The 13290-nt window shown below is 61.4% G+C and carries 13 protein-coding genes; 7 read left to right on the top strand and 6 right to left on the bottom strand.

All coding sequences use genetic code 11. The annotated features are described in order from the left end of the window. The first annotated feature begins 110 nt into the window (after positions 1-110). Both HNO79_RS04240 and HNO79_RS04245 read left to right on the top strand, forming a co-directional pair. The gene (locus HNO79_RS04240) at positions 111-584 is read left to right on the top strand and encodes a surface-adhesin E family protein (protein WP_232275787.1); all 474 of its coding nucleotides are present in this window, start codon (positions 111-113) and stop codon (positions 582-584) included. Between the two features lie 92 nt (positions 585-676). Next, the gene (locus HNO79_RS04245) at positions 677-1045 is read left to right on the top strand and encodes a hypothetical protein (protein ID WP_214164454.1); all 369 of its coding nucleotides are present in this window, start codon (positions 677-679) and stop codon (positions 1043-1045) included. Positions 1046-1198: 153 nt separating this feature from the next. Here HNO79_RS04245 and HNO79_RS04250 read toward each other — a convergent pair whose 3' ends face one another. Continuing rightward, the gene (locus tag HNO79_RS04250; RefSeq protein ID WP_214164453.1) at positions 1199-2122 is read right to left on the bottom strand and encodes a hypothetical protein; all 924 of its coding nucleotides are present in this window, start codon (positions 2120-2122) and stop codon (positions 1199-1201) included. 368 nt (positions 2123-2490) lie between these two features. Here HNO79_RS04250 and HNO79_RS04255 point away from each other — a divergent pair, with 368 nt between their 5' ends. Beyond that, positions 2491-3102 carry a hypothetical protein gene (locus HNO79_RS04255; RefSeq protein ID WP_232275789.1) on the top strand — a complete coding sequence of 204 codons (612 nt, stop codon included), beginning with the start codon at positions 2491-2493 and terminating at the stop codon, positions 3100-3102. 94 nt (positions 3103-3196) lie between these two features. Here HNO79_RS04255 and HNO79_RS04260 read toward each other — a convergent pair whose 3' ends face one another. Next, positions 3197-4048 (bottom strand): glycosyltransferase family 25 protein, encoded by an 852-nt coding sequence (locus HNO79_RS04260; RefSeq protein WP_214164452.1) that lies wholly within the window; start codon positions 4046-4048, stop codon positions 3197-3199. Positions 4049-4398: 350 nt separating this feature from the next. On the opposite strand from HNO79_RS04260, the gene HNO79_RS04265 reads away from it, so the two are divergent. Beyond that, positions 4399-4938, top strand: coding sequence for a hypothetical protein (locus tag HNO79_RS04265; RefSeq protein ID WP_029329593.1), 540 nt, complete (start codon positions 4399-4401; stop codon positions 4936-4938). A gap of 176 nt (positions 4939-5114) precedes the next feature. Here HNO79_RS04265 and rfbA read toward each other — a convergent pair whose 3' ends face one another. The 3 genes from rfbA to HNO79_RS04280 all read right to left on the bottom strand — a co-directional run bounded on the left by rfbA (position 5115) and on the right by HNO79_RS04280 (position 7860). Further along, the gene (gene rfbA / locus HNO79_RS04270; protein ID WP_048855859.1) at positions 5115-5996 is read right to left on the bottom strand and encodes a glucose-1-phosphate thymidylyltransferase RfbA; all 882 of its coding nucleotides are present in this window, start codon (positions 5994-5996) and stop codon (positions 5115-5117) included. Between the two features lie 29 nt (positions 5997-6025). After that, complete coding sequence (gene rfbB / locus HNO79_RS04275) at positions 6026-7090, bottom strand: dTDP-glucose 4,6-dehydratase (RefSeq protein ID WP_214164451.1); 1065 nt, start codon at positions 7088-7090, stop codon at positions 6026-6028. A gap of 590 nt (positions 7091-7680) precedes the next feature. Next, on the bottom strand, positions 7681-7860 hold the full coding sequence (locus HNO79_RS04280; protein ID WP_010515276.1) for a hypothetical protein: 180 nt from the start codon (positions 7858-7860) through the stop codon (positions 7681-7683). A 271-nt stretch (positions 7861-8131) separates the two neighbouring features. On the opposite strand from HNO79_RS04280, the gene HNO79_RS04285 reads away from it, so the two are divergent. After that, entirely contained in the window at positions 8132-9532 is a 1401-nt protein-coding gene (locus HNO79_RS04285) for a GntP family permease (protein ID WP_048855856.1), read from the top strand. 100 nt (positions 9533-9632) lie between these two features. On the opposite strand, the gene HNO79_RS04290 is transcribed toward HNO79_RS04285, so the two are convergent. Further along, on the bottom strand, positions 9633-12173 hold the full coding sequence (locus HNO79_RS04290; RefSeq protein ID WP_214164450.1) for an excinuclease ABC subunit UvrA: 2541 nt from the start codon (positions 12171-12173) through the stop codon (positions 9633-9635). A gap of 212 nt (positions 12174-12385) precedes the next feature. Between HNO79_RS04290 and HNO79_RS04295 the strand changes: the two genes are divergently transcribed. Beyond that, a complete protein-coding gene (locus HNO79_RS04295) occupies positions 12386-12850 on the top strand; it encodes a hypothetical protein (protein ID WP_244987422.1) in 465 nt (154 codons plus the stop codon). A 199-nt stretch (positions 12851-13049) separates the two neighbouring features. Further along, entirely contained in the window at positions 13050-13280 is a 231-nt protein-coding gene (locus HNO79_RS04300; RefSeq protein ID WP_214164448.1) for a DUF2171 domain-containing protein, read from the top strand. Positions 13281-13290: the final 10 nt, after the last annotated feature.

Here is a 13290-nt window from a genome sequence, read left to right on the forward strand (position 1 = left end):
TCCTGTTATCTGCTGTTTATCTTGCCGCCATTGGCACGATCCTGCAAAACAGGGCAATGAAACCGGTTCTGGTGTGTACGCGTGCGGTTCGTGCGCATGAAAGGGAGAAAATGCGATACAGGGTTGTGGTGGCGCTGATGGCTGCGGGCATTGCCTGCGGTGGAACGGTAGACGGCGCATGGGCGGAACAGGTACAGGACCTGCCCGCATCCCCGGCCCCGCATGGCGAGACGGACCTGCAGAAGCTGCCGCCGTACCAGAACAAGGTGAATGAATATATCGACCTTGCATCGGTTCAGGTGCATGGCACGCATTCATCCGCCACGTTCATCCAGGATTTTGACGAGGACATGATCCGTCACGGGCTGCCGTTTGCCTCGGTCAGGTTTTCCGTCATGTACAACTGTGCTGCGGATACATACCGCACGCTGTCCTATGCCACATGGTCGGGCCATATGGGCACGGGCCACCGGATAGCGGATGGCCCGGTGCCACGGGGAGAAATGACCGTCGATCCCTCCCTGCGTGATGGCAGGCGCATCGCATGCGCCCATGTGGGGCATAATCATGCCGGTGGGCAATAATCCCCGTTTGGGGATAACCCGGGAAGTGATGTGGATAACAGCGTGGATGGGTCGGCGCATCATGCGCTGAATGGCTGGGGGAACTGCTAAAAATGAACGATAAGGCTTCTGTGGATAGTCATGTAATCGATGCCGTGGCGGCATCGCTGCCCACCACTACGGCCTCCATCCCGCCACAGGAGCAGGCGCGCGTTTTCCTGCAGCATCTGGCGCAGCGGGGGCTGACGGTCGCCCCGGTCGAAGGGACGGATGGCGCATCGGCCCTGCACCAGATTTCACAGGGGCTGATCGACCTGTTCTCCAGCGAGGACCGCAAGCTGAAATACAGCGCCCTGCTGGTGCTGTTCCTTGTGCTGGTGGTGCTGTACATCCAGCCGCTGGTCATCCTGTTCGGCCTGCTGCTCAGCGGTGTGATCTTTTTCATATTCGCGCTGACGCGCCGCAGCCAGACCGCTGACTGACCCGGAAGCTGTCTGGAAAGCACCCTGTAAACATAAGGAAGTTTTTGGTGAAGCTTTTTTCGGAAAGCTTCTGGAGACGTCGCCTTTCTGGAAAAAGGCGACACCCGAAACCTTTTATTTTTCTTTATCGATGCGCGGGTTTTAAACGACTTCTCAGGGGGAACCGGCGGTGGCGGCTGGTGCCCCACCCTGCTGTGCCGGGTTCTTGGTAGGCATGATGTCGTCGCTGCCGCTGGAGCCGGAGACAAGCTGCCACTGCCGCCGGTCATCCTGATAGCGCGACAGGCACATCAGCAGTGCCTGATATTTTTCCAGCCGCCCCGGATCACTGACCAGTGACAGGCAGGCGGCGCGCAGGTCACTGTCATACCCGGTCCAGTGCGCTGTCAGGGCTGCCTGGCTTTTCTGTTCGGCGGACACGCATTCGCCATCCGTATCCTGCATTTCGATATGGGCGCGGTCGCAGTTGGCCGCGATGTCATATTGCGGCAGCGTCAACCTGCGCCCGTGCTGGGTGTCGTAGGGGTGGTGGGCCAGCTTTTCTATATCCACCACCGGGGTCGTCGCATGGGGCGCAGGGGCGGGTTGCAGCGGTGGTGGCAGGCTTTCGCCGTGCTGGGTTGCATACCGGGCCAGGTCATCAAGTGCTGCCAGCGCTCCCTTGACCGAAAACGGTACCGGTTCATGTTCGAAGGGGATCAGCGCGCCCGTAGCCGCGGCCTTCAGCGCATTGACCAGATCCGGCACGGTGTCCGGGTTCAGGTCGCCGCCAGCGGTGTCCCATTTCTGGTTGGTGCTGAAGATCTGCAGCGCAATGGTGAACTTGCCGATCATGACCATGGCCGTTTCCACCCCCTTGGGGTTGCGGTAACGACCGTGGCGCTGGTGGATGGCAATGCCCACGGTACCGCTGGTTGCACGGTAGAACATGATATCCAGCGTACCCTGATGGGACATGACCATGGGTTGGCCGGCTGGTCCGCTATTGGCGAATATCCAGTCCGGGTCGGCGGCATGCGCGTGTGATGTGGCGCAGAGTGTCCCGATTGCCAGGATGGCAGCAGGTAGCAGGCGCATCCCGGCCCTTTCCTTCCAGTATCCATGAAATCCCGTTAGTGGCCCCATGATAACGGTGTGATACCGGCAGGCCAATGCCATGTGCACAGGTCGCCCCTGTGGCGGCGGGAAAATGAAAATCTTCTTTACTATTATTTTCGCCACCGACATGGCACGCACCACGTTGAAGGGCTGGACATGCTTTGTCGCAGATTGGCCACGATCCCGTGAGATGGTGGCCCCGTTTCCAGATCGTGGGAACAGACATGCGGGGATTGTCCTTCCATGCCCTGAATTATGACAATATATGTCAGCGTCACGTTAAGGTGATGCTGGAATGATCCATCATCCCGATTCGTCGGTCTTTGTTGCAATGGGATTGTCGCAAAGTGAGCAGGAAACAGATTTTTCTTCTGGGCTGTATGGCATTGATCTCCCTGCCGGGGATCGCGCTGGCGCAGTCCTATGATGACCGGCCCCGCGCCGTGCCCGTGGCCATGCAGCCGGAAGACGAGAACAGCAGCCCCAGCCCGTCGCAGATGCTGGTGGATGAACGCGCGGGTGGATGGGTTGCCATCCACCACACACCCGATGCGGGCGCGCATACTGACCTGTGCATTGCCGGATCGGAAAGCGAGATCCTGATGTTCCGCGCCGATGCCGAATCGCTACAGGTGCGCAGTGCCGATGATCACTGGACGCTGGCCAGTGGTGAAAAAGGCGACATGACGGTTACGGTAGGGACTTACACCCGCGTGTTCCACATGCAGGCCAATGACGCCACGACCCTTGCGGCCGATATCCATGCCGATGACCTTACCCACCTGCTGGATGCCATGGCGAAGTCGCATGTGGCATTGGTGAAATTTGGCGACCGCACGACGCTGAGCGTCAATCTGGCGGGCAGCATTCCCGTGCTGGACCGTTTCCGGGGCTGCACCGAAACACAGCATTTTGCCGATCTGGGTCAGGGCGCGGGACAGAAGGCATCGCCTTTCTAGATAAATGGAAACAGAAGTATCCGGGTGCCGTCTCTGTCGAAAAAGGCCTTACCAGAAACGCCTTTATAATCTGCGGGATGTCCCACAGGCAGGCTCAGCGCTCTGCAGGATGGAGCGCCACACCGGCCTGCTGGCGGGTGCAGCGGTGCCAGCGGTCAGGTAGCGCGTGGCCGTAATAGAACCCGCGCTTGAGGATGTTTTGCACCAGCCGCAGGCCCGGATTGGCGGCAAAATACAATGCGCGTTCCAGACCGGTGGTGGTGGGTGCGCTGACAAAGCGGGCATTGCCGATATAGGACGGGAATTCCCCGTTTTCCCGCGCCAGTCCGGGCCAGACGCTCAGCGCGCCAAGCCCGGTTTTCCACGGCTGTCCCATTAATGTGTCGATCGGGGTGGCGGTGTAATGCAGGCAGCGCAGGATCTTGCGTGCGCCGGACGGGCTGACCAGATAGGCATGTGCCCCGCCGGGCGTGGTGGAAATACGCGTCAGCCAGTAGTTCCGGCCCAGGGGCACAAGTTTGCGCTGCAGGCGGGTGGCGTGCTTGGCGTCGCCGAAAAAACGCACGAACTCCCATTCATCCCGTCGCTGCATCAGGGCACGCACCACATACGGCCAGTCGGGGGAGAGCAGGACATCGTCCTCCAGAACGATCCATGGCCTGTCTTTCGCCGCGATCTGCTGCAGGGCTTTCTTGTGTGACAGCAGGCAGGCGATCTCGCCGGGATACAGGTCCTTGCCCATGAAAATCCGCCGCCTGCACCGATTGTATATCCCGTAATCACGTTCGGTCAGGCTGGTGGCGTCAACCGCATTCATAAATTCAAAATCAAGACCGAAACCTGCCAGTTGTCGGGTTAATAATTCCCGGCGCTGTATGGCATGTGGCAGGCTGATAATGAGAATATGGGGAAATCTATATTCCTGATCATGTGGTCGTGGATGCATTTTTATTTTCAGATCATTGATTCTATATCAGTAATATCTTGATATGACCACATAACAGGAACGGATCGCGGCACACTAGCGATGCTGCCTCCTGAAGGATAGAGATATATTCGTGGGTTCCATTGCCGCACCTTCCCCTGCCGTGACCTGTTTTCCTGCAGATGGCAGGGCATGTGGCGTGCTGCATGTGCCCGGATATGACCTGGGTTGCGGCCAGCGGGACAGTCCCCGGTTGCGCATGCATGGCAGCCCGCACGCTGGGCTGTGGTGACAACGGGCGTGTGTATGGCAAACATTCTTCCTTTCCGGATTGTCAGCGCTGGCTGACCTGCAGAAAAGGAAGACAGGACGTGAGGGGACGTTTTCATCTTGGCGCGCTGGCTGGCGGGCTGGCCATCATCGCGGCGGGAACAGTCTTGGCACCCGCCATGGCGCGGGAGACAAAGGCACGCCATGATGCTGCCCCCGCACCGGTCGCGACGCTGGATGTGGCGGCGTTCCAGACGCAGGCGGCGCAGTATGTTGGCAAGCCGGTGCGGATTGAGGGGTGTTACATTACCTCGGCCAATTCAGGCGGGGCGGATTGCGCGGCCTTCCGTATTGCTGATCTGCCGGGACAGGTGGACTGGAACGGTGCGGTGCCGCTTGATGGCCCGACAATGGAGGAATCCTCCTTTCGCAAGGCCCAGCAGATCTGCGGTGACACGGGCAAGCATGAACAGTGCCAGGCCGAGGTCAGTGGCGTGGTGTACGACCCGTTCGGGGATATGGGAGTGCAGGGGCAGCGTAATTTTGAACTGCGCAACGCCCGGATTCACTGGCTGGCGGAACCGGCGCCACATAAGGCGGATCATCGCCATGTGGGTAATGAACGCTCCGCGTCCCGCTAACGGGCAGATTGCAAGCTGGCATGGGGATACCGTTTAGATGGGGTGGCCCAGCCGCTCAACTGTCATGAACGCCTGCAGGTTGCCTGAAAAAGACCATGGATAAAAGCAGGAGTCCCTTGGTGTCGCCTTTTTTCAAAAAGGCGGCGGTTTCTGGTTAGCCGGTCTTTTTTATCCCTTCACGCCTGCGGTTGGTCGACCAGACGCAGCATGTAGCCCAGTTCCGTCTTGGCCATCCGTTTTGCCTGCGCCAGCAGGGCATCGCGATCGATAAACCCCATACGGAACGCGACTTCGGTAGGCGACCCGACCAGCATGCCCTGACGGGACTGGATGGTCTGCACGAAATTGCCAGCCTGCATCAGGCTGTCGGGCATGCCGGCATCCAGCCAGGCGCAGCCGCGTCCCAGCTGGTCAACATCCAGCGTGCCTTCTTCCAGATAAATCCTGTTGAGGTCCGTGATTTCCAGTTCACCGCGCGCGCTGGGCCGGACCCGGCGTGCGAATTCCGTCACGCGGTGATCGTAAAAATACAGTCCGGTCACAGCCCAATTGGAATCGGGCTTTTCAGGTTTCTCGACAATATTCAGCGCGCGACCGTTCCTGTCGAACGAGACGACGCCATAGCGTTCAGGATCACGCACCTGATAGGCGAAAACGGTCGCCCCGTTCGCCTGCTGCGCCCGTTGCGCCGCTGCCTGCAGCAGACTGCTCAGATGATCGGCAAAAATCAGGTTGTCGCCCAGCGCCAGTGCACACGGCGCGCCATCAATCCAGTCTTCCCCGATGATGAATGCCTGCGCCAGCCCATCGGGCGCGGGCTGGACACGGTAGGTAAAACGGACCCCGAACTGCGATCCATCGCGCAGCAGTCGCTGGAACTGCGGCATGTCCTGCGGGGTGGCGATGATCAGGATATCCCGAATCCCAGCCAGCATCAGGGTGGTCAGGGGATAATAGATCATCGGCTTGTCATAGACGGGCAGCAACTGCTTGGATGTGGCAATCGTCATCGGGTGCAGGCGTGTCCCGGACCCACCCGCCAGCAGGATTCCCTTCATCGGCCGGGTGCGTGTGGCGGATATGGCTGTCATGCCCGGGTTCCCAGTCTGTGGCCTGTGTAGTGCTGCGCACGGATGTTTTCCCACCACGCACGGTTGTCCAGATACCACTGGACCGTGTGGCGGATGCCGGTTTCGAAATCATGCCGTGCGGTCCACCCCAGCGCGTGTTCGGCGTGGGTGGGATCAATTTCATAACGGAAATCATGGCCCGGACGGTCGGCGACAAAGCGGATCAGACGGTCACGCGGGCCATCGGGGTCCGGCACCAGTTCGTCCAGCACGCTACAAATGGTCCTGACGACCTGCAGGTTCGTGCGGGGCTGGCGTGCGCCAATGGCGTAGGTTTCCCCCGGTTTCCCGTGTTCGATGGCCCGGACAAGGGCTTCGGCATGGTCTTCGACAAACAGCCAGTCGCGGATGTTTTCGCCCCGGCCGTAAACCGGCAGGTCCTTTCCTTCGATGGCATTGATGGTAACAAGCGGGATCAGCTTTTCGGGGAAATGCCAGATCCCGTAGTTATTCGTCGTATTGGTGACAAAAGTGGGCAGGCCATAGGTATGGTGCCATGCCCGCACGATATGGTCGGACGCTGCCTTGGACGCGGAATAGGGGCTGCGTGGATCATAGGGTGTGGTTTCGGTAAAGGGTGGATCACCCGCATCCAGATGCCCGAAAACCTCATCGGTCGAGATATGATGGAAACGGAATGCCTTCCGGCGGGCGGTATCCAGCCCCTGCCAGTACGCATGCGCTGCGTCCAGCAATGTATAGGTGCCCATTACATTGGTCTGCATGAACACGCCCGGCCCGTCGATGGAGCGGTCCACATGGCTTTCCGCCGCAAGGTGCATGACGGCATCAGGCTGGTGGGTATCAAACAGGCGCTTCATGGCCGCAGCGTCAAGAATGCTGGTGCGAACGTGGTGGTAACGGTTGCTGGACGCAACCTGTGCCACCGTTTCGGGTGATGCGGCATAGGTCATGCAGTCGACATTGATGACACTGTGCGCTGTCCTGTGGATCAGATGCCGCACCACGGCAGAACCGATAAAACCGCAGCCTCCGGTCAATAATATTTTTAATGTATTCATATAGATGTTCGATTCAAATTCGGTATTGACCTGACCGTTGCGGCCAGAGTGTGCCCATAAGGATCCGTCAGCCGGTGGCGCGGGCCATCCGGTTACGCGACGCAGTATCGGCGATGATGGTTAACCATTCCCTATGGGGAGCATCGATCTGCGGGGCGAAGGGACGACAGCGCGATGTGACGGGCGTGCGCATGGGGACGCGCGGCCCCGAAGTGGCGGCGTCCAGACGCGGGCGATAGGCTTATGTGGATTGAGGAGCAGACTGTCCCGGTCCGTTCAGGCAGGGCGGGGCATATGGCCGACCTGTCAGGGCAGGTGCATCAAAACGGCATGATGGCCCGGCGTGCAGGCGACAGCCGCCCGTAAGGTCTGGCAGGACCGTGCCAGGACGGGAAACATGGATGATGTCAGGTGCGGGTCAGCAGGCCCGTGCGGGGGATGTGCAGATGGTGATGGGACTACACATCACGTAACGCCCATGTTCACCGGGCAGGGCAACCAATACGGCATGAGGCGCAGGACGCTGTGCCGGCTTTCTGTCATGACCGCCTGTCCGCAACGCGTGGTCCTGCGGCCGGGGATATTATTCCTTATCCGGCGTGCCCAAGCAGGTGCGACAGCAGGGTAAAGATCCCGCCGCACAGGACACTGCCCATGACGACCATGGGCACGATCCACATCTCGCGCATAATGCTTTTCGCATGGTCCACGGCACGGCGTGTCTGGACGCTGCGTGCGGAGGGCATTGGCGTATTGATCATGGTTGTCATGGCGTGACGTCCCGGGGTGCTGAGGCCCCAAAAAAGCGACTGCGGTTCGTGACCGGTGGCGCGTAATGCAGACAGGATCGAACCCTGTCAAGCAGGAAAATTCATCCCATCCGGAGAGGGCACGGTCATCACGTGAAAAAGGCCAGTTGGCCGCCGTTTTTTCCACAGGATATGCTTTTCATGCGTAGCGGCGTTGCGGGCCGTGTCGGGATGCCCGATAAGATCCGTTTGGCCATGCGAAACTGGCCGTCCTTACGACGGGATTCCCTGCATGACTCCGTTCGCGCTGATTCTGACCGGCATCGGTTCCATTGCCGTTCTGCTTCTGCTGATTTTGCGGATGCGGCTGCATCCTTTCGTTGCCCTGCTGGTTGTGGCGGTGGGGGTGGCGCTGCTGACCGGCATGCCGGTGGCAAAGCTGGCCGACGCGGTTCAGGGCAGCATGGGCCGCACCATGGGGCATATCGCCATTATCGTGGCGCTTGGGGCCATGATCGGGCGGATGATCGACCTTTCGGGCGGGGCCGCCGTGGTGGCGCGCGGACTGGTGCGCCGCGTAGGGGCCGCGCATGTGCCACTGGCGCTGGTCATTTCCGCCTTCGGTGTGGGTATTCCGGTCTTTTTTGAAGTGGGCGTCATCATGCTCATGCCGCTGGTCTATGGCATGGCGCGGCAGACGGGGCGGCCGCCTGCGGTGTTCGGCATTCCCATGGCGGTGACTATGCTGACGGTGCATGCGCTGCTGCCCCCCCATCCGGGCGCGGTTGCGGTTGCGGCGGCGCTGGATGTAGGGGCGGGGCACATGCTGCTGCTTGGCCTGCCGCTGGCGGCGGTGGTTACCGTGCTGACCTATGTGCTGACGCGCCCGATCATGGCACAGCCCTTTGGCTGCTCACCCGACATCCGTGCCGTGGTGGATGAGGCGCGTGATGCGGTACGGAACCATGACGCGGCGGATGGACCCGCACGCCTGTTCATGCAGGCAGGCCAGCACCGGCCGGTCGGCATGGGGGAAGTCATTACGGTCATTGCCGTGCCGGTGGTGCTGATGGTGGCGGGTACGCTGGCGGGGGAACTCATGCAGCCGGGCCGCCTGCGTTCGGTACTGGTCTTTGCGGGGATTCCCTTTGTTGCCCTTGGGCTGGATGTCATGCTGTGCGCGTGGCTGCTGGGGCTGCGGCGGGGGCTGGCGCTGGCCACGGTGTCCGACGTGGTGGCCGCAGCCCTGCCGGGGACGGCCATCATCATCCTGATTACCGGCGCGGGCGGCGCTTTCGCACAGGTGCTGGTGGGCAGCGGTGTGGGTGATGCGCTGGGTGGGCTGCTGGCGGCCAGCGGGCTGCCGCTGCTGGTGCTGGCCTTTGTCCTGACCATGATCCTGCGTGTGGCGCAGGGGCCGACCACGGTGGCGCTGATGACCACGGCGGGCATTCTTGGCCCCATGATCGGGCGGCTGCACCTGGACCAGACGCATCTGGCCCTTGTGGCGCTGGCCATGGGGGCGGGCGGCATGGCGCTGTCGCATGTCAATGACGCGGGGTTCTGGATCGTGACCCGTATGTGCGGCGTCAGCGTGCGCGAAGGCCTGCAGAGCTGGAGCGTCATGACGCTGGTCGCCGCCCTGCTGGTCTTCGCTGGTGTCGCCACGATGTGGGCGGTGCTGCCTGCCTGACCGGCATAGGTAATAAAAATTTTGGGTGCCGCCTTTTTTTAAACGGCGGCGTTCTTCGCAGCTTTTTGAAAAAAGCTTCACCCGAAACTTCTGGTGGTTTTCAGCCCGTCAGCGGCAGCAGGAACGGCGCGGTGCGGCTGTCTGGTGCGCGGGCGACATCATGCGGCGTGCCTGCGGCGACAATCCGGCCGCCGGCATCCCCCGCGCCTGGTCCCATGTCGATGATCCAGTCCCCGCGCGCTGCCACCCGCATGTCATGTTCGGCCACCACCACGGTATGGCCGCCATCGACCAGCGATTGCAGATGGGTCTGCAGCCGGTCCACATCCGCCGGATGCAGGCCGGTTGTCGGTTCATCAAGGATATACAGCGTATGGCCCCGGCGTTGCTTCTGCAGTTCGGTCGCAAGCTTGATGCGCTGCGCCTCGCCCCCCGACAGCTCGGTTGCGGGCTGTCCCAGTCGCAGGTAGCCAAGACCGCCCTGCTGCAGCGTACCCAGTGCGTTGGCCAGTGATGGCGTATCGGCAAAGAACGTGGCCGCGTCATCCACCGTCATGTTCAGAACGTCAGCAATGGATTTCCCGCGTATCGTGACCTCCAGCACATCCGGCTGGTAACGCGTGCCGTGGCAGGTGGGGCAGGGGGAATAGACACTGGGCAGGAACAGAAGTTCCACCATGACCGAACCCGCGCCCTCGCAGGTGGGACAGCGGCCCTTCGGCAGGTTGAAGGAAAAGCGGCCTGCATCGTAACCGCGTGATTTCGCAAGGTCGGTTGCGGCATACATCTGCCGGATGGTGTCGAACAGGCCGGTATAGGTCGCAAGGTTGGAACGCGGGGTGCGGCCGATCGGCTTCTGGTCGATCATGACCAGCCGTTTGATCTGGCTGACGCCTGCGGCAACATGTCCCTGCGGTGTGCCGATGGGCATGTCCCCGATGTCCTCGCCGTCGGTGTCCTGCACCAGTTTCTGCCCCAGCGCGCGGGCGATGATGGCGGGCAGCGCCTGACTGACCAGACTGGATTTGCCCGACCCGGACAGGCCGGTTACGGTCACGAACGTGCCCAGCGGGATCTCGACGCTCAGGTCACGGAGGTTGTTCCACGTGATCCCGCCCAGTTTCAGCCACCCCTTCGGCGTGCGTGGCGTGCCCGCAATCGGCGCATCACTGGCGAACAGGTAGGGCGCGGTGCGTGACAGCTTCACGTTGCGCAGGCCGTCGGGCGGCCCGCTGTACAGCACCTTTCCCCCGCGCGTGCCCGCATCGGGACCGACATCGACAATCCAGTCCGCGCGGCGGATCAGGTAGAGGTTGTGTTCCACGATGAACAGCGAATTCCCGGCTGCCTTCAGACCCTCCAGCGCATCCAGCAGGTTATGCGCATCCGCCGGGTGCAGCCCGCTGGAGGGTTCGTCCAGCACATACACCACGCCAAACAGGTTGGAACGGATCTGTGTTCCCAGCCGCAGCCGCTGGTATTCCCCCGGTGACAGGGTGGTGACGGACCGGTCGGCCTGCAGGTATCCCAGTCCCAGATGTTCCAGCACGCCGATGCGGCCGATCAGGTCGGCGGCCATGCGGCGGGCGGCAATGGCTGTGGCATCACCCGCCTGCGGTGTTTCCGCCAGCACCTGCGTGCCGTCAGCCAGCGGGGCAAGCGTGTGCGCGATGGTGGACAGGGTCTGCTGCGTCATCTGCGCAATGTTCAGCCCCGCCAGCGTCACGCGCAGGGCATCGGGGTTAAGGCGCTGTCCATGGCAGGTTGGGCATGGGGTGGCGGTCAGGAAACGTTCGGCCCGCCTGCGCATGTTGGCACTCTGTGACGTGGCGAAGGTATGCAGCACGTACCGCCGCGCGCCGGTGAACGTGCCATTATAAGACGGCGGCACATGGTCACGTATCGCGCGCTGCACGGCAGCGTGGTCCAACCCGGGATAGACGGGATAGGTTGGCGTTTCCTCGGTATAAAGGATCCAGTCGCGCGTTTTCTGCGGCAGGTCGCGCCATGGGCAGTCTACGTCCACGCCCTTGGTGATCAGGATGTCACGCAGGTTCTGTCCCTGCCATGCGGTGGGCCAGGCAGCCACGGCGCGCTCGCGGATGGACAGGCTGTCATCAGGAACCAGAAGGGCTGTGGTGGTGTCCATGATCCGCCCCTGCCCATGGCATTGCGGGCATGCCCCCATGGGAGTGTTGACGGAAAAGGATTCCGCTTCCAGCCGTTTCATCCCGGCGGGATAATGCCCCGCGCGGGAATACAGCATGCGCAGCAGGTTCGACAGCGTAGTGATGCTGCCGACCGAAGACCGCCCGGTGCCTGTGCCGCGCTGCTGCTGCAGGGCGATGGCGGGGGGCAGCCCTTCGATTGCGGTCACGTCGGGCACCGGCATCTGCCGGAACAGCCGCCGCGCGTAGGGCGATACGGATTCTAGGTACCGTCGCTGCGCTTCTGCATACAGCGTCCCGAAGGCGAGGGATGACTTCCCCGATCCTGAAACCCCGGTGAACACCACCAGCCGGTCACGCGGCATGTCCACGTTCACGTCTTTCAGGTTGTGTTCGCGCGCGCCGCGCACATGTACGAAATCCGCCCGGTCAGATGAATCGGGGGCGGGATCGGAAAGGGGGCGCTGCGACATGGACGAAGCCTTCATGCAATGTGCCGGTTACGGCGGTGCGTCTGTGCCCCCGTTATAACGCGGGAGTGAGATTTTGTCTGGCCCGGTTTATTATATTATCGCACGTCTAATAATTAGATATGGAAAGGTCGTGGGCCACCCGCTTGACCGATGGGACAGGGCAGCGCATCAGGAAGATTGATACAGAACGAACGATCAGGGCAGGCGGAAGCATGAAAAGGTTCATCATACTGGGCGCATCGATATGCCTGTTTTCCGGGGTGGCCCACGCGGCGGGTGCCGCCCGCCATGGGGAGACGGCGCCCGTCATTGCTGAGGCCGAGCGTCACGTCGCGGCCACGCTGCCTGATCCGCACGGGGTGACATTCCGCAACGTTGCGGTGCACCCCATGGATGCGACATCGGTGGTGTGCGGCGAAATGGCCCCGCACAATCCGCCCGCCGGCGGGGTGTTCATGAAGTTCGGCTATGTGCAGGGACAGGATGACCCGGTGATCTTCAGTGGCCGCGAAGTGCCGCAGAAAGTCGAGTTCAATGAAGTCAATTCATGGCTGAATGACAGCATCAAGCTTGAGGACCTGGAGGAAATGGGTTGCGTGCCCCGTGGCACCTACCATAGCTATAACGAACGTCTGAACAGGGTTATGTCCCAGCGCAAGCAGTTTGGCGTGAACTGAGGGCAGGGCAACTAGTGCCCCCGGCGTGTGTTATGCGGGGCATGCATCCGGACGCCACGTCTGTGGCGACATCAATCGCAGCCTGTCTGCCGGCCAGTGGTGTCAGGGCGGCCCCGTGACCGGATGATCCTGTAATGATGGCGGGGTTCAGGCCGACAGGGTAGCGCGGTGTTTCATGCCGCGCAGGGAAGGGAAATTCATGACAGATGTAACGCAGTCCATGCTGGGCCAGGATGTGTTCGCGACAGGTTCGGGCCGTATGGGCACGCTGACAGCCGTCAACACCAATGCTACCATCCAGATCACGGTTGACGGTCCGGCGGAAAGTACCTTCACCATTCCCGTATCATGGGTGCAGTCCATCGATGGCGGCAAGATCCTGCTCAGCCATACGCTGGAAGATGTACAGTCCTATACTCCACCCGCCTGAATGATGGTAC

It is taken from the genome of Komagataeibacter oboediens, from assembly GCF_018491655.1.
GTDB lineage: Bacteria > Pseudomonadota > Alphaproteobacteria > Acetobacterales > Acetobacteraceae > Komagataeibacter > Komagataeibacter oboediens.

Excerpts from the sequence above, each read along its gene's own strand:
- HNO79_RS04260 (WP_214164452.1), bottom strand. The coding sequence starts at position 4,048 with ATGCATCCACGACCACATGATCAGGAATATAGATTTCCCCATATTCTC.
- rfbB (WP_214164451.1), bottom strand. The coding sequence starts at position 7,090 with ATGAATACATTAAAAATATTATTGACCGGAGGCTGCGGTTTTATCGGT.
- HNO79_RS04300 (WP_214164448.1), top strand. The coding sequence starts at position 13,050 with ATGACAGATGTAACGCAGTCCATGCTGGGCCAGGATGTGTTCGCGACA.
- HNO79_RS04245 (WP_214164454.1), top strand. The coding sequence starts at position 677 with ATGAACGATAAGGCTTCTGTGGATAGTCATGTAATCGATGCCGTGGCG.
- HNO79_RS04280 (WP_010515276.1), bottom strand. The coding sequence starts at position 7,860 with ATGACAACCATGATCAATACGCCAATGCCCTCCGCACGCAGCGTCCAG.
- rfbA (WP_048855859.1), bottom strand. The coding sequence starts at position 5,996 with ATGAAGGGAATCCTGCTGGCGGGTGGGTCCGGGACACGCCTGCACCCG.
- HNO79_RS04250 (WP_214164453.1), bottom strand. The coding sequence starts at position 2,122 with ATGCGCCTGCTACCTGCTGCCATCCTGGCAATCGGGACACTCTGCGCC.
- HNO79_RS04285 (WP_048855856.1), top strand. The coding sequence starts at position 8,132 with ATGACTCCGTTCGCGCTGATTCTGACCGGCATCGGTTCCATTGCCGTT.
- HNO79_RS04290 (WP_214164450.1), bottom strand. The coding sequence starts at position 12,173 with ATGTCGCAGCGCCCCCTTTCCGATCCCGCCCCCGATTCATCTGACCGG.
- HNO79_RS04295 (WP_244987422.1), top strand. The coding sequence starts at position 12,386 with ATGAAAAGGTTCATCATACTGGGCGCATCGATATGCCTGTTTTCCGGG.
- HNO79_RS04240 (WP_232275787.1), top strand. The coding sequence starts at position 111 with ATGCGATACAGGGTTGTGGTGGCGCTGATGGCTGCGGGCATTGCCTGC.